The organism is Nocardioides sp., from assembly GCF_051876515.1.
Taxonomy (GTDB): Bacteria; Actinomycetota; Actinomycetes; order Propionibacteriales; family Nocardioidaceae; genus Nocardioides.
Genome location: NZ_JBJEHY010000078.1, coordinates 1 through 14,494, shown reverse-complemented (window position 1 = coordinate 14,494; position 14,494 = coordinate 1). Strand labels below are relative to the sequence as shown.

Sequence of the window (14,494 nt, the reverse complement as noted above, 5' to 3'; positions counted from 1 at the left end):
AGGTAGTCGTGGCCGAGCTCCATCGCGGTGATCGCCATCTCCTCGAGCGGCGACCCGCCGTCGGACCAGTCCGAGTGCGAGTGCAGGTCGCCGCGCAGCGCCGCCCGTACGTCCCGCCCGCCCGGCACCAGCGGGCCGGCCGTCCTCTCCCACTCCGCCAGCCGTGCGGGGAGGACGCCGCGCACGGCGTCGGTGATCACGGCCGCGGTGCTCGGCCCGATGCCGGAGAGCTGGGTCAGGGTGCCGGCCTCGACGCGGGCGGCCACCTCGTCCTCGCCGAGCGGGAGGATCACCTTGGCGGCGTTGCGGAACGCCTCGATGCGGCGGGTCTCCTCGCGTCGGCGCTCCATCAGGAACGCGATGCGCCGCAGCGCCGCCACGGGGCCGCCCCGGTACTCCTCCATCGTGGTCCTCTCCCCCGTGCGTCGGTCTCGTCGCGCCAGTCTCCCCCGCCGCGCGGCGGCGGGAGTGCCCCCGGTGGGACTCGAACCCACACTGGGCCGCTTTTAAGGCGGCTTCCTCTGCCGATTGGGATACGGGGGCTGGTCCCGACGGGCTCGACCAACGGTAGGGCCCGAGCGGCGATGGGACTACAGGTACGTCTTGCGGGCGTAGATGGCGTGGGCGCCGGCCACCCGGTCGAGGAACAGGAAGCCGTCGCAGTGGTCCATCTCGTGCTGCAGGCAGCGCGCCTCGAAGGCGTCCGTCTCGATGGTGACCGTCTCGCCCGTGCCGGGCAGCTCGCCCTCCACGACCAGGCGGGTGGCGCGCTTGACGTCACCGGTGAAGTCGGGGGCGCTCATGCAGCCCTCGCGGGCCTTCTCGTTGCGCGAGGACGACACGACGCGGGCGTTGCACAGGACGTACGTGCCGTGCTGGGTGCGGGCCTTCGGGTGCTCGGAGACGTCCACGCTGAACACCTTCGCGCTCACCCCGACCTGGGGGGCAGCGAGCCCCACGCAGCCCGGCGAGACGCGCATCGTGGCCACCAGGTCGGCCGCCAGCTGCACCGTCTCGGGCGAGGTCGGGTCGACCTCGGCGCCCTGCGCCGACAGCACCGGCGCCGGCGCCGTCACCACCTCGAGCACGTTCCCGGGCACGCCGAGCTCGGCCTCGGTCCATGCCAGGACCCGTTCGTTGACCGCCATCAGAGCTCGTCGGCCTCCGCCTCGCGCAGCGTCACTCCGACGCCCAGCTCCGCAGCGACCGCCCGCAGCTCACCCTCCAGGGTGCCGGCGTCCACGCCGGCCGGCAGGTCGAGCTCCGCGATCAGGAGGTACAGCTCGCCGGCCAGACGGGTGGTCAGGTCGGTGATGTTGCCGCCCACCGCTGCCACGACCCGGACGACCGAGGAGACGATCCCGGGGCGGTCGCCGCCGTGCACCGTCAGGACGTACGGGCGGCCGGCGTCGGCGACCGCCTCCTCCTGCGGGAGCTCGTGGACGGTCACCGTCAGGGTGCCGTCGCCGGCGAGCGGGGCCAGGGCGGCGGAGATGCGGCCGTGGCTGGCCTCCCCCGCGCAGATCAGGGTCATCGCGAAGTGCCCGCGCAGGCGGGTCATCGAGGAGTCCTCGAGGTTGAGGCCCAGCTCGGCCAGTCGGCCGGTGGTCTCGGCGATGATGCCGGGGCGGTCGTGTCCCAGGACGGTGATGGCGTGGAGAGTCACCGGCCCATTGTGACAGCGCCCAGCTCGCGCGCCCGCATCAGGACCGCGTCGTTCATCTCCTCGGTCAGCCGTCCGGTCGAGGTGTTGCGCGGCGACGGGTGGTAGCAGCCCAGCAGGTGGACCACCCCGTCCACGTCGTGCAGCGCGACCTCGACGCCGTGGCCGAAGCGCGGCGTCGGCCGCGGCACCTCGAACCCCGCCTGCTCCAACGAGTACAGCGCCGCGCGCCAGCCGAAGGCGCCCAGCGCGACCACCACCCGCAGACCGGGACGCAGCAGTGCCACCTCCCGCGCCGCCCACGGCGCACAGGTGTCCCGCTCGGCCGGGGTGGGTCGGTTGTCCGGCGGGGCGCAGCGCACGCCGGCCACCATCCGGGCCCCCAGCAGCCGTTGCCCGTCACCGGCGTGGTCGCTGGTGGGCAGCGCGGCCAGGCCGACCCGGTGCAGGCTCGCGAACAGGAACTCCGCGCTCGGGTCGCCGGTGAAGACCCGACCCGTCCGGTTCGCGCCGTTCGCGGCCGGGGCCAGCCCCACCAGCAGGACCGCCGCGTCCGGCTCCCCGAACCCGGGCGCCGGTCGCCCCCAGTACGGCTGGTCGGCGTACGAGGTCCGCTTGTCGCGCGCCACGTCCTCGCGCCACGCCACCAGACGGGGGCAGGCGCGGCACACGCTGATCCTCGCCCCCAGCTCGTCCAGGTCCGCGCCAGCAGCCAGACGCCGTACGCCGGCGGCCGTGCGCGCCACCGGGGTGCTGGGCACCGCGGGGTCGCCGGGCCACCCCGTACCCGGTGGCACCGGGCTGGGGAACGGCGCGCCCGTCACCGGGTGGGGCAGCAGCGGGCCGTCGCCGCTGCCGAGATCCGCCGCGCGTCCCATGGTCACGACGCTACCGCTGCGCCACACTGGCGCCCGTGACGAACGCACTGGCCCGGTGGACCGCCGGCACGCACACCCACGAGGGCACGACCCACCCGACGTACCGGCAGGGCAGCGGGCCCGGGGTGGTCGTGATCCACGAGGTCCCCGGCCTGACCGAGGCCGTGGTCGCCTTCGCCCAGGAGGTCGTCGACGCCGGGTACACGGTGGTCCTCCCCCACCTCTTCGGCGCCGCGGGCAGGCCGTTCGCCGTCTCCGACACCCTGGCCGTCCTCCCCCGTCTGTGCGTCAGCCGCGAGTTCGCGGTGTGGCGCACCGGCCGGACCGCCCCCGTGGCCGGCTGGCTGCGCTCCCTGGCCGCCGACCTGCACCACGAGCTCGGCGGTCCCGGCGTCGGCGCGCTGGGGATGTGCTTCACCGGAGGGTTCGCGCTGGCGATGATGGTCGAGGAGCACACGGTCGCGCCGGTGCTGTGCCAGCCCAGCGTGCCGTTCGCGGTCGGCGCCGCGCGCGCCGCCGACCTCAACCTCTCGCCGGGCGACCTCGACGTCGTGAAGGGACGCTGTGCGGCCGGGCAGCAGGTCCTCGGTCTCCGCTACCGCACCGACCCGATGGTCGGCACCCGCTTCGACACCCTGACCCGCGAGCTCGGGGACGCGTTCATCCGCGTCGAGTTCGACGGCCGGGGGCACTCCACCGTCACCGAGCAGCGTCAGCAGGAAGGCGTCGACGCCGTCATGGGCTTCCTCGAGACCCACCTGCACGGCTGAGCCCGCGCCCGGTCTCAGCGGATGGAGGCCGCGATCCCGTACAGGATGTCGGCCTCGGAGACGACGTAGTCACCGGTGGTCGCACGCGCCAGGATGCGCGACCAGATCAGCCCGCCGGCGCCGGCGACGTCGGCGCGGCCGGGGTGCATGTACGGCAGCTCGCGCCGCTGGGCGACGGTCATGGCGAGCAGGTCCTCGACGTAGGTGTGCGTCGCGGCGAGCGTGAGGTGGGAGCCGTCGATGGCGTCGCGGTCGAAGGAGGCCAGGTGGAGCAGGCCGGCCGCGATCGTCTTGATCGTCCCCGACGTGCCGATCACGGACGCCGCGCTGGCCACGTCGACCCCGGCACGCTCCGCGGCCAGGTCGAGGGCGGCGTCGATGTCGGCCGTGCACGCCTCGATCTCCGCGGCCGTCGGCGGGTCGGTGTGCAGGTGGCGCTCGTGGAGCCGTACGCCGCCGATGTCCAGCGAGATCGCGTGCCGGGGACCGGACTCGTCACCCACGACCAGCTCGGTCGAGCCGCCACCGATGTCGACCACCAGGACCGGGGACGGCGGCGCCGGCTCGACGAAGCCGGTCGCTCCCGCGAAGACCAGCGCGGCCTCCTCCTCGCCGGACAGCACCTGCGGCTGGACGCCGAGTCGGGCGAGCACCCCGTCGGTGAAGACGGCGGAGTTCTCGGAGTCGCGCGTCGCCGAGGTCGCGCAGAAGCGGATGCGCTCGGTGGGGACCTCGTGCTGGGCGATGATGCCGACGAACTCGTCGAGCGCGGCGAACGTACGCTCCAGCGCCTCGTCGGCCAGGCGACCGGTCTCGTCGACACCCTGCCCCAGCCGTACGACGCGCGAGGTGCGCACCAGCACACGGGGGAAGTCGGCGATCAGGAGCTTGATCGAGTTGGTGCCGCAGTCGATCGCGGCGACCGGGCCGGTGCTCATGCCTGCGGACCGTCGCCGGGCGCGCACTCCCCGACGCAGGGTCCCGCCGACCACCACTCGCCCAGGCGCTCCAGCACCTCGTCACCGAGCGGGTTGACCCCGGGGCCGGCGGCCAGCGCGTGACCGGCGAGCACGTGCAGGCACTTCACGCGGTCGGGCATGCCACCCGCGGAGATGCCCTCGATCTCCGGCACCTCACCCAGCGAGTAGCGGAACGCGAGGTACTGCTCGTGGGCAGCGGTGTACGCGGCCGCGAGCTCGGGGTCCTCCCCCAGACGCGCCTGCATCTCCTTCATCAGCCCCGAACCCTCCAGGGTGCCGATGAGGGAGGCCGCCCGCGGGCAGGTCAGGTAGAAGGTGGTGGGGAACGGGGTGCCGTTGGGCAGCCGTGGCCGGGTGGTCACCACGTCCGGGTTGCCACACGGGCAGCGGTGGCCCACGGCCTCGATGCCGCGGGGAGCGCGCCCCAGCTGGTCGGCGATGGCCGCCACGTCGGCGGGGTCGATCGCGGGGTTGTTGCCGTGCTCGTCGGAGCTACGGTCGGCTGCAGCGTCGTTCACTTCTTCGTTCCGTCGATGATCTTGTCGGTCTGGAGCTTCTCGGCCTCGGTCGGCGGGTCGCCGGCCGACTCCATGGACGCCCACGCCTTCGACCACCACGGGGTCGGCGTGGTCCTCAGCACGTCGTCGGGGTCGGAGAGCTCCACCTCGCTCTCCAGCGGCGACCCGTCCTCGTCGAGGACCAGGAACCCGACCTCGCCGATCTTGACGTAGCCCAGCTTGGTGGCCTGCGCCTGGACGTACGCCGGGTCCTCCCAGCGCTGCTTCTCGCGCTCCAGGGCGCTGATGCGCGACTGCCGCTCGGCGATCTCGGCCTTGGTGGAGGCGATGTGGTCACGCTGGACGAGGTAGGCGCGCAACGACGAGGCGTACGACACCACCAGCACCGCGACCACCAGCAGCAGGATCCCCAGCCGTCCGGTGGGCCGGGCGCGCGAGCGCTCGTCGGCGGACGCACCGGACCGGCCCACCGCGGTCAGCGGGCCGGTCCAGGCGGCAGTCTCCTCGAGGTTCTCCGCCGACCCGGTGCGTCGACCCGACTGCGCGGGTCGCGCACCCGGGCGGGTGCTGGGTCCACGGCTGTCGCCGGAGGTGCGGCGGCGCGGGGACCGTGCGTCGGAAGAACTCGGCATGGGGCCAGTGTGCCCCGATCAGCCAGCGAAGCGCGGGAACGCGGCCGCACCGGCGTACCGGGCGGCAGCACCGAGCTCGTCCTCGATGCGCAGGAGCTGGTTGTACTTCGCGACGCGCTCGGAGCGGGCCGGGGCACCGGTCTTGATCTGGCCGCAGTTGGTGGCCACCGCGAGGTCGGCGATGGTGGTGTCCTCGGTCTCGCCGGAACGGTGGCTCATCATGTTGCGGTAGCCGGCACGGTGGGCCAGGTCGACGGCGTCGAGGGTCTCCGACAGCGAGCCGATCTGGTTGACCTTGACGAGCATCGCGTTGGCCTGGCCGCCGCTGATGCCGCGCTGCAGGCGCTCGACGTTGGTGACGAAGAGGTCGTCACCGACCAGCTGGGTCTTGGAGCCCAGGGCGTCGGTGAGCGTCTTCCAGCCGTCCCAGTCGTCCTCGTCCAGCGGGTCCTCGATGGAGACGATCGGGTACGCGGCGACGAGCTCGGCGTAGTAGGCGCTCATGTCGGCGGCCGACTTGGCCTGGGTCTCGAAGGTGTACACGCCGTCGGTGCAGAACTCCGAGGCGGCCACGTCGAGGGCCAGGGCGACGTCGCGGCCGACCTTCAGGCCGGTGGACTCGATCGCCGAGGCGATCAGGTCGAGGGCGGCACGGTTGGAGGGCAGGTCGGGGGCGAAGCCGCCCTCGTCACCCACGGCGGTCGCCAGGCCCTGCTTCTTCAGGACGGACTTGAGCGCGTGGTAGACCTCGGTGCCCTGCTGCAGCGCCTCGCGGAAGGTGGCGGCGCCGATCGGCGCGATCATGAACTCCTGGATGTCCACGTTGGTGTCGGCGTGGGCGCCACCGTTGAGGATGTTCATCATCGGGACGGGGAGCACGTGCGCGTTGGGGCCACCGACGTAGCGGTACAGCGGCAGGCCGGCCGACTCGGCCGCGGCGCGGGCGGTGGCCAGGGAGACGCCGAGGATGGCGTTGGCGCCCAGCTTGGCCTTGTTGGGGGTGCCGTCGAGGTCGAGCATCGTCTGGTCGATGAGGCGCTGGTCGTCGGCGTCGATGCCCAGGATCTCCTCGGCGATCTGCTCGACCACGCCCTTGACCGCGTTCTGCACACCCTTGCCGAGGTAGCGGTCGCCGCCGTCACGCAGCTCGACGGCCTCGAAGGCGCCGGTGGAGGCGCCGCTGGGGACCGCCGCACGGCCCATGGAACCGTCCTCGAGGAGGACGTCCACCTCGACGGTGGGGTTGCCGCGGGAGTCGAGGATCTCGCGCGCGCCGACAGCTGCGATGGAAGCCATGGTGTTGCTCCTGTACGAGGTGGAACCGGTGGACCGCTTGCTCTGCGGCTTTCGGGAGGTCAGCCTACCGACCGTCGCGCGCGCGGGCTGGGGCGGCCGTGACCGGTGGACAGCGCGGCCGCGGGCTCAGCGGTACAGCCGGATCCGGGCCAGCACCGGGTGGTGGTCCGCGTGGTAGCCCTCCAGCACCCGGTGGCGCGCGAACTGGGCCGTCCCGGTGCCGGACTCCCCCTTCAACGAGGCCGCGGTGAGGAAGACGTAGTCGATCCAGCGGGTGCGCAGGGACGGCGTGAGCCCCGCGTAGCCCAGGGCCTCGTACGAGGAGACCGCGAGCCCGTCGAAGAGGTCGGTGATCCCGCCCTGCGGCCGGGCCACCGAGTCGTCGTGGTGGTCGAAGTTGTAGTCGCCCGTGCCGACGACGACCTCACCGGGCGCGGTGCGCCACACCGTCGCCAGCATCCGCAGGTGCTTGCGGGCGGCGCGGCCGTTGCGGGTGTCGGCGAACTCCTGCCCGGTCTCGATGGCGTGGTCGAGGTGGGTGTTGACGAGCGTGACCGTACGGCCGCTGGCACGGTGGGTCAGCTCGGCGACGACGATCCAGCGCGGCGGGAACTTGTCGTCGGTGTCCTGCGCCTCGCGCCGGCCCTGCAGGCCGTGGACACGTTGCCACGTGACCTCGCCCAGCTCCCAGACGTCGCTGCGGTACGTGATCGCCAGGGCCACCGGTCCCGAGGTGCGGGCGCCCTCGTACTGCCAGGTCGTCCACCCCTTCTCGGCGTACTCGTCCGCCAAGGACCGGAAGTGCGCCGAGTTGGCCTCCTGCCAGCCGATCAGGTCGACGTCCCTGCGCGCGGTCAGCCGGCGCCAGTCGTCCGCGGCCTGCTCCGGCGTGACGCGCCAGTACGAGTTCGCGGTCACCACCCCCACGGTGTCCAGGACCTTGCCGGGCAGCCGCGGCGCCGTCTCCAGCCCGGTCCGCTGCGCGGCCTCGGCGGCGACGCTCGCGTCCCTGCGGTCCTGGTCGTCACCCGCGCTGGTGGTGCAGGCCGTCAGTGCGAGCGCTGCCGCGAGCAGGAGGCAGGTGGCAGTGCGTCGCATGCGCCGATCCTGCCGCAGGCCTCCAACGCCGGGTCGCCGACCGCCCCCGCCCTCGCCGTCCGGGACGCCCGCCGGCGCGTCCCGCGAGACGCCACCCTGCGTTCACCCCGGTGCCCCACACTGCTGCGGTGAGCACCGAACCGTCCCTCGCCCGTCACCTCGGCACCCGTGGGGCGACGCTGGTGGGGCTGGGAGCGATGCTCGGCGCCGGGGTCTTCGTCGCCTGGGGCCCTGCCGCCCAGGCAGCAGGGTCGTGGCTCGTGGGGTCGCTCACGATCGCCGGGGCCTTGGCACTGTGCCACGCCACCGCCTCCGCGCAGCTCGCCTCCGCACACCCGGCGAGCGGGGGCTCGTACCTCTTCGGCCGCGTGGTGCTCGGACCCTGGTGGGGCTTCTGTGCAGGCTGGGGGTTCGTGGTGGGCAAGACCGCCTCCTGCGCCGCGATGGCGATGGCCTTCGCCGCCTACCTGCTCCCCGCCCAGCCCGCCTGGCAGCCCGTCGCCGCGGTGCTGGCGGTGGTCGCGCTCAGCGTGGCGAACCTGCGCGGCATCACGCGCACCGCGACCGTCGCGACCGTGCTGGTCGCGGTGACGCTGTGCGTGCTGGTGGGGTTCGTCGTCGTGGTGCGTACGGCCGGACCACCGCACGGCGTCGTCGCCCTGGCGCCCGGGGACGCCCGCGGGCTGCTGCAGGGCGCCGGGCTGCTCTTCTTCACGTTCGCCGGGTACGCCCGCATCGCCACGCTCGCCGAGGAGGTACGGCGCCCGGAGGTGCTGGGCCGTGCGATCGGCTCAGCGCTCGGCATCACGGCGGCGGTCTACCTCGCCGTGGGCACGACCGTGCTGGCGGCGCTGGGCGCCGCCGTCACGACGAGCACCGCCCCACTGGCCGACGCCACCCAGGCCGTCGGGGCGGACTGGGCGTCCGGCTGGGTGCGGCTGGGAGCCGTGACCGCGAGTCTCGGCGCGCTCCTGGCCCTGCTGGCCGGGGTGGGCCGAACGATGCTGGCGATGGCGCGCGAGGCCGACCTGCCGCGGCCGCTCGCGCACGTCGACCCGGTGCACCGGGTGCCGGACCGGGCGCAGCTGGCCGTGGCTGCGGCTGTGGTGGCGCTGGTGTGCCTGGTCGACCTCCGCGGGGCGATCGGCTTCTCGTCCTTCGGCGTCCTCGTCTACTACTTCGTCGCCAACGCCGCCGCGTTCGCCCAGCCCGCCCACCAACGGCGCTGGCCGCGGGCGCTGCAGGTGGCCGGGATGACCGGATGCGTGGTGCTCTCTGCCACCCTGCCACCGACGTCCCTCGGAGCGGGGCTGCTCGTACTCGCCATCGGACTCGTCGGACGGTGGCTGGTGCTGCGCCGTCGCTGAGGTGTCCGCGCCCCGACCGTCGGCGTTCACGTGGACGTCACCGCCGCTCCACCAGCGGCCGCAACCATCCGGGCGTCTCCTGCCCGCCGGGCCGGACCTCACGAAAGGCGCTCGGATGTTCCGACGACGAGCCGCGGCCAGCCTCGCTGCCGCCGCCCTCCCCCTCTCCCTGCTGGTGCTCGCGCAACCCGGCACCGCAGCGCCGGCCGCGGACGCGACCCTGGCCGACGCGGCCGTGGTCGGCACCGTGGCGTCCACGCCCACGGCCGGCGGGTTCGACCGGGTCGCCACGTACCCGGTCTTCCGCAACGTCCCCGCCGGGACACCCGCCTCGGACCCGACGGTCGCCGAGATCTCGGCCGTCACCGAGGACGGCCGCACCGTGGTCTACACCGACGCGCTGGGGCAGCGGATCGGCTTCCTGGACATCACCGACCCCGCCTCCCCCGTGGGACGCGGCACCATCGACCTCGCCGTGCCGGGCCACGCCGACGACCAGCCCACCTCGGTGGCGGTGGTCGGGCCGTACCTGCTGGTCGTGGTCGACGAGACCGGCGGCGACCTCACCGCCCCGCGCGGACGCGTCGACGTCTACACCGTCGCGGACCGGACCAAGGTGCGCAGCATCGACCTCGGCGGCCAGCCCGACTCCGTCGCGATCAGCCCCGACCAGGCGTACGCAGCGATCGCCATCGAGAACCAGCGCGACGAGGAGCTCGGCGACGGCGGTCTCCCCCAGGCGCCCGCGGGCTTCGTCCAGGTCCTCGACCTCGTCGGCGCCCCCGCCGCCTGGACCAACCGCCGGGTCGACCTCACCAGCTCCGACCTCGCAGGGCTGGACACGCCCCAGGACGCCGAGCCGGAGTACGTCGCGGTGAACGAGGCCAACAAGGCCGTCGTGACCCTGCAGGAGAACAACGGCATCGCCGTCATCGACCTGCCCACGGGCACGGTCGAGTCAGCCTTCTCCGCAGGAACCGCCACCGTGAGCGGCGTCGACACCACCAAGGACGGACTGTTCAACCCCACCGGCACGGTCACCGCCCCGCGCGAGCCCGACGCGGTCGCCTGGGTCGACGAGACCCACGTGGCCACCGCCAACGAGGGCGACTGGAAGGGCGGCACCCGCGGGTGGACCGTCTTCGACACCACCACCGGCGACGTCGTCTGGGACGCCGGCAACACGTTCGAGAAGATCGTCACCGCCCACGGGATGCACAACAACGACCGGGCCGCCAAGAAGGGCGCCGAGCCCGAGGGCCTCGCGGTGGCCACCATCGGCGGCAAGCGCCGCGGGTTCGTCGGCTCCGAGCGCAGCAACCTCGTCGCCGTGTACGACCTGACCGACCCGGCCCACCCCGTGTTCGAGCAGGCGCTGCCGACCACCAACGGCCCCGAGGGGCTGCTGCCGGTGCCCGGACGGGACCTGTTCATCGTGTCCTCCGAGACCGACGAGGCCGCCGTGGGCGTCCGCGCCAGCGTCGGTGTCTACGCGTACGGCGAGGACCGTCCCGCGTTCCCCAGCATCGTCTCCGCCGAGGAGTCGAACGGCCAGCCCATCGGCTGGGGCGCTCTGGGAGCACTCTCCGCCGCGCCCGGCAACGCCGGTGCCCTGTGGGCGGCCAGCGACGCGGCCTACAGGACCGCGCGCCTGTACAAGCTCGACGTCTCCTCCCACCCGGCCGTCATCGACCGCGTCGTGGAGGTGAGGCGGGCCGACGGCTCCACGCCGGCACTGGACGTCGAGGGCCTGCACGCCCGCCCCGACGGGGGCTTCTGGGCCGCGGTCGAGGGGGCCACCGGCACCGCGAACGCCCTCGTCCGGCTGCGGGCCGACGGCACGATCGCCGAGGAGGTCCAGCTGCCCGCCGAGATCACCGCGAAGGTCGGCAAGTGGGGCCTGGAGGGGGTGACGGCCAGCGGTTCGGGCGCCGAGGAGGTCGTCCACGTCGTCCTCCAGCGACCGTTGTTCACCGACACCGCCGCCGCGACCGGCGAGGTCGACGGCCCCGGCGTCGCACGGATCGGCCGGTACGTCCCCGCCACCGGCGAGTGGACCTGGTTCGCCTACCAGCTCGAGTCGACGAGCGTGGCCGGGGACTGGACGGGCCTCTCGGAGATCACCACGGTCGACTCCGACACCGTCGCGGTCATCGAGCGTGACAAGCAGATGGGCACCACGGCAGCCCTCAAGCGCGTCTACACCGTCGACCTCCCCGCCACCGGCGGCAGTGCGGCGGCCCCGGTCGCCGTCACCAAGCGGCTGGCCGTGGACGTGCTCCCCGCGCTGCGGGACCTGAACGGGTGGACCCAGGAGAAGCTCGAGGGCCTCACCGTCGGTGCCGACGGCCAGGTGTACGCGGTCACCGACAACGACGGGCTCAAGGACGCCACCGGGGAGACCCAGCTGCTGCGTCTGGGGCGCGCCACCGACGTGTTCGCCACGACCACCCCGCCCACCGCCCCGCGCGCCACCCGCACGAAGCTGACGGTGACCAAGGTCGGTGCCCGCACCTACCGGCTGAGCGTCTCTGCGAGGCCGGCCTCCGGCAAGGGCCCGGTGACCGGCAAGGTCGTGCTCACCGACGCCGGCACCACGCTGCGGACCGTACGGCTCGAGAAGGGGCGCGCGGTCGTGAAGGTGCGACTGTCCCGCGGGACCCACCTCCTGCGGGCGGCCCTGCGCGGCAGCGACGCGTGGAAGGCCTCGACGTCGCCGAAGGTCAGGCTCCGGGTGCGCTGACCCGGCGCGCCACCGCGCGCCGCAACGCCTGCTCCGGGTCCGTGCCCTCAGCGCGGGCCCGGAGCACCAGCGCGAGCAGGGCCTCGCCCACGTCCTCGGCCTGCTCCGCGGCGACCGCGTCCCGGGACGCGACCGTCAGCGGCTGCCCGGCGCGGGCGAGCCGCTCGGCCACCTTGTCGGCGTGCAGCAGCGCCGGCAACGCAGCCGGGATGCCCTCCAGGACCGACCCGCGCTGCTTCTCGGTGTCCTTGGCCCGCTGGTACAGCTCGTCGACCTCCTCGGGCGAGAGCTCCTGGCCCTCCCCCGTGGCGAAGACGTGCGGGTTGCGGCGCACCATCTTGGCCGTGATGCCGGTGACCACCTCGTCGAAGGTGAACTCGCCGTCCCGCTCGGCCATCACGGAGTGCAGGACCACCTGCAGGAGCAGGTCACCCAGCTCCTCGCGCAGCGCAACGGGGTCACCGCTGTCGAGGACCTCGAGGGTCTCGTACGTCTCCTCCAGGAGGTAGCGCGCCAACGACTCGTGCGTCTGCGTCGCCTTCCAGGAGCACTCGACCTGCAGGCGCCGCATCACGGCGACGAACTCCCCGACCGGGTCGGTGGAGCCCGTACGACCGGACGCGCCGTCGCCCTCGGTCACAGCGGCTCGATCAGTCGCTGGTGCACAGCAGGTTGCGGGGCAGCTCGGCCGCGCGCTCGCCGTCCGCGGCGAGCACCGCGAGGTCGCTGACGGCGGTGCTGGTGCGGGTGTCGGCCAGGACCGGCGTGCCACCCTCGAAGGACAGTCCGAAGCGGGGGTCGATCTCGATGTCGCGCTCCGCGAACCAGCCCGCGAGCAGCGTGCCCCCGAGTTCCTGGGCCTGCTGCTGGTCGATGTCGGTGGTGCCTTGGGCGGCCATGGCGGCGGCACCGACCTGGGCCTGGGCGTCGGCGAGGCGGTACTGGTTGGCGAGTGCGTCGACGATCTCGTCCACGTGCTCCTCCGCCACGCCCTGGGCAACGGCGTCGGCCCGCATCGCCTCGACCTGGGCGGTGAAGGCTGCGGACGGGGAGATGTCGTACTCCTCGTCCAGGAGGTCGGCCAGCAGACCCTGCAGCGCGACCGCGGCCGCCGTGGAGCCCGCGTCGTGGCGCGGCTGGTTGCCGCCCGCCTGCTCGTTGAGCGGGGCCAGACCGTCGCACAGCGCCTGGGCGGTGGCGTCCACCTCGGACAGCGAGACCGTCTTGCCGTCGACCTCGACGGCCACGCCGGGGCGGGCGCTGCCGCACCCGGCGAGCGCGAGGACGCTGACGCCGAGAACTGCGAGGGTCTTGACTCGGGGCACGCTCACTGGTCTCTCCTTGGGGACGTCTCCGGCCGCAGGGGTGACCGGACGGACGGAACTGCTCGGACGCTCAGGCGTCTCGTGGATCGATGACGGCCTCGATGACGCCGCGTGCCCATTCAAGCAGGGCGATCCCATCGATGGGGCGTCCCCCGACGACTGCGGTCTGCGGCCGCGGCACCAGCACCGTCGAGGTGGCAGGCTTCACGATGCTCTTCGGGTACACCCGCTGGAGGCGTACGACGCGGGAGTCCGGCAGGTCGACGGGGGCGAACCGGACGTACTTGCCCTGCACCGTCACCTCCCCGATCCGGGCCTGGCGGGCCCGGGCCCGGAACATCGCCACGAAGAGCAGCGACTCCACGACCAGCGGCGGCTTGCCGTACCGGTCGAGCAGGTCGTCGCGGATCGCGTCGACGTCATCGTTGGTGCGCACCTCGGCCAGGCGCTTGTACATCTCCAGACGCAGCCGCTCCGAGGAGATGTAGTCGTGCGGCAGGTGGGCGTCGACGGGCAGCTCGATGCGCACCTCGGCGAGCTCGTCGGCCGCCTCACCCTTGAAGTCGGCCACCGCCTCCCCGACCAGGCGCACGTACAGGTCGAAACCGACGTCGGCGATGTGGCCGGACTGCTGCCCGCCCAGCAGGTTGCCGGCCCCTCGGATCTCGAGGTCCTTCATCGCGATCGCCATGCCGCCGCCGAGGTCGGAGTGCTGGGCCAGCGTCGCGAGCCGCTCGTGGGCGGTCTCGGTGAGCGGCTTCTCGGCCGGGTAGAGGAAGTAGGCGTACGCGCGCTCGCGGGAGCGCCCGACGCGACCGCGCAGCTGGTGCAGCTGGGAGAGGCCCAGGTTGTCGGCGCGCTCGATGATCATCGTGTTGGCGTTGGACACGTCGAGGCCGGACTCGACCAGGGTCGTGCAGACCAGCACGTCGAAGCGCTTCTCCCAGAAGTCGAGCATGACCTGCTCGAGCTGCTTCTCGTTCATCTGGCCGTGCGCGGTGGCCACGCGGGCCTCGGGCACCAGCTCGCGCAGCTTGGCCGCCGCCTTCTCGATCGAGTTGACGCGGTTGTGGATGTAGAAGACCTGGCCGTCGCGCAGCAGCTCGCGCCGGATCGCGGCCACCACCTGCCGGTCCTCGTACGCCCCGACGTAGGTGAGCACCGGGTGCCGCTCCTCGGGCGGGGTGGTGATCGTCGACATCTCGCGGATGCCGGTGACCGCCA

At 73.4% G+C, this 14,494-nt stretch carries 14 protein-coding genes, 1 tRNA gene and 1 pseudogene; 3 read left to right on the top strand and 13 right to left on the bottom strand.

Going from position 1 to position 14,494, the window contains the following annotated elements:
- The 5 genes and pseudogenes from ACI379_RS05400 to ACI379_RS05380 all read right to left on the bottom strand — a co-directional run.
- Nucleotides 1-404 (bottom strand): annotated as a pseudogene (locus ACI379_RS05400) (PHP domain-containing protein); the annotation flags it as partial.
- A gap of 65 nt (nt 405-469) precedes the next feature.
- Nucleotides 470-543, bottom strand: a tRNA-Leu gene (locus ACI379_RS05395).
- A 47-nt stretch (nt 544-590) separates the two neighbouring features.
- Entirely contained in the window at nt 591-1,148 is a 558-nt protein-coding gene (gene def / locus ACI379_RS05390; protein ID WP_439791046.1) for a peptide deformylase, read from the bottom strand.
- Nucleotides 1,148-1,666: a glycine cleavage system protein R gene (locus tag ACI379_RS05385; RefSeq protein WP_439791045.1), complete on the bottom strand. Its 519-nt coding sequence runs from the start codon at nt 1,664-1,666 to the stop codon at nt 1,148-1,150. Before ACI379_RS05385 ends, def begins: the two co-directional genes overlap by 1 nt.
- Nucleotides 1,663-2,541: a uracil-DNA glycosylase gene (locus ACI379_RS05380; protein WP_439791044.1), complete on the bottom strand. Its 879-nt coding sequence runs from the start codon at nt 2,539-2,541 to the stop codon at nt 1,663-1,665. Before ACI379_RS05380 ends, ACI379_RS05385 begins: the two co-directional genes overlap by 4 nt.
- A gap of 35 nt (nt 2,542-2,576) precedes the next feature.
- On the opposite strand from ACI379_RS05380, the gene ACI379_RS05375 reads away from it, so the two are divergent.
- Nucleotides 2,577-3,311 carry a dienelactone hydrolase family protein gene (locus tag ACI379_RS05375; protein WP_439791043.1) on the top strand — a complete coding sequence of 245 codons (735 nt, stop codon included), beginning with the start codon at nt 2,577-2,579 and terminating at the stop codon, nt 3,309-3,311.
- A gap of 14 nt (nt 3,312-3,325) precedes the next feature.
- Here ACI379_RS05375 and ACI379_RS05370 read toward each other — a convergent pair whose 3' ends face one another.
- The 5 genes from ACI379_RS05370 to ACI379_RS05350 form a co-directional block, all read right to left on the bottom strand.
- Nucleotides 3,326-4,249 carry a Ppx/GppA phosphatase family protein gene (locus ACI379_RS05370; protein WP_439791042.1) on the bottom strand — a complete coding sequence of 308 codons (924 nt, stop codon included), beginning with the start codon at nt 4,247-4,249 and terminating at the stop codon, nt 3,326-3,328.
- Nucleotides 4,246-4,755 carry a DUF501 domain-containing protein gene (locus tag ACI379_RS05365; RefSeq protein ID WP_439791047.1) on the bottom strand — a complete coding sequence of 170 codons (510 nt, stop codon included), beginning with the start codon at nt 4,753-4,755 and terminating at the stop codon, nt 4,246-4,248. Before ACI379_RS05365 ends, ACI379_RS05370 begins: the two co-directional genes overlap by 4 nt.
- Before the next feature lie 50 nt (nt 4,756-4,805).
- Nucleotides 4,806-5,441 carry an FtsB family cell division protein gene (locus ACI379_RS05360; RefSeq protein ID WP_439791041.1) on the bottom strand — a complete coding sequence of 212 codons (636 nt, stop codon included), beginning with the start codon at nt 5,439-5,441 and terminating at the stop codon, nt 4,806-4,808.
- Between the two features lie 18 nt (nt 5,442-5,459).
- Entirely contained in the window at nt 5,460-6,737 is a 1,278-nt protein-coding gene (eno, locus tag ACI379_RS05355) for a phosphopyruvate hydratase (RefSeq protein WP_439791040.1), read from the bottom strand.
- A gap of 126 nt (nt 6,738-6,863) precedes the next feature.
- The gene (locus ACI379_RS05350; protein ID WP_439791039.1) at nt 6,864-7,835 is read right to left on the bottom strand and encodes a hypothetical protein; all 972 of its coding nucleotides are present in this window, start codon (nt 7,833-7,835) and stop codon (nt 6,864-6,866) included.
- Nucleotides 7,836-7,963: 128 nt separating this feature from the next.
- Between ACI379_RS05350 and ACI379_RS05345 the strand changes: the two genes are divergently transcribed.
- Nucleotides 7,964-9,202 carry an APC family permease gene (locus ACI379_RS05345; protein ID WP_439791038.1) on the top strand — a complete coding sequence of 413 codons (1,239 nt, stop codon included), beginning with the start codon at nt 7,964-7,966 and terminating at the stop codon, nt 9,200-9,202.
- Nucleotides 9,203-9,317: 115 nt separating this feature from the next.
- The gene (locus ACI379_RS05340; RefSeq protein ID WP_439791037.1) at nt 9,318-11,945 is read left to right on the top strand and encodes an esterase-like activity of phytase family protein; all 2,628 of its coding nucleotides are present in this window, start codon (nt 9,318-9,320) and stop codon (nt 11,943-11,945) included.
- Here the strand turns inward: ACI379_RS05340 and ACI379_RS05335 are convergent.
- The 3 genes from ACI379_RS05335 to ACI379_RS05325 form a co-directional block, all read right to left on the bottom strand.
- Nucleotides 11,926-12,585, bottom strand: coding sequence for a MazG nucleotide pyrophosphohydrolase domain-containing protein (locus tag ACI379_RS05335; protein ID WP_439791036.1), 660 nt, complete (start codon nt 12,583-12,585; stop codon nt 11,926-11,928). The genes ACI379_RS05340 and ACI379_RS05335 overlap by 20 nt on opposite strands.
- 10 nt (nt 12,586-12,595) lie before the next feature.
- Complete coding sequence (locus ACI379_RS05330) at nt 12,596-13,276, bottom strand: hypothetical protein (protein ID WP_439791035.1); 681 nt, start codon at nt 13,274-13,276, stop codon at nt 12,596-12,598.
- Between the two features lie 64 nt (nt 13,277-13,340).
- A partial coding sequence (locus tag ACI379_RS05325; RefSeq protein ID WP_439791034.1) for a TRCF domain-containing protein occupies nt 13,341-14,494 on the bottom strand: 1,154 nt, incomplete at its 5' end.

What these genes read in the sequence shown, in the direction of transcription:
- def (WP_439791046.1), bottom strand. Translation starts at nt 1,148, where the DNA reads ATGGCGGTCAACGAACGGGTCCTGGCATGGACCGAGGCCGAGCTCGGC.
- ACI379_RS05380 (WP_439791044.1), bottom strand. Translation starts at nt 2,541, where the DNA reads ATGGGACGCGCGGCGGATCTCGGCAGCGGCGACGGCCCGCTGCTGCCC.
- ACI379_RS05370 (WP_439791042.1), bottom strand. Translation starts at nt 4,249, where the DNA reads ATGAGCACCGGCCCGGTCGCCGCGATCGACTGCGGCACCAACTCGATC.
- ACI379_RS05360 (WP_439791041.1), bottom strand. Translation starts at nt 5,441, where the DNA reads ATGCCGAGTTCTTCCGACGCACGGTCCCCGCGCCGCCGCACCTCCGGC.
- eno (WP_439791040.1), bottom strand. Translation starts at nt 6,737, where the DNA reads ATGGCTTCCATCGCAGCTGTCGGCGCGCGCGAGATCCTCGACTCCCGC.
- ACI379_RS05350 (WP_439791039.1), bottom strand. Translation starts at nt 7,835, where the DNA reads ATGCGACGCACTGCCACCTGCCTCCTGCTCGCGGCAGCGCTCGCACTG.
- ACI379_RS05340 (WP_439791037.1), top strand. Translation starts at nt 9,318, where the DNA reads ATGTTCCGACGACGAGCCGCGGCCAGCCTCGCTGCCGCCGCCCTCCCC.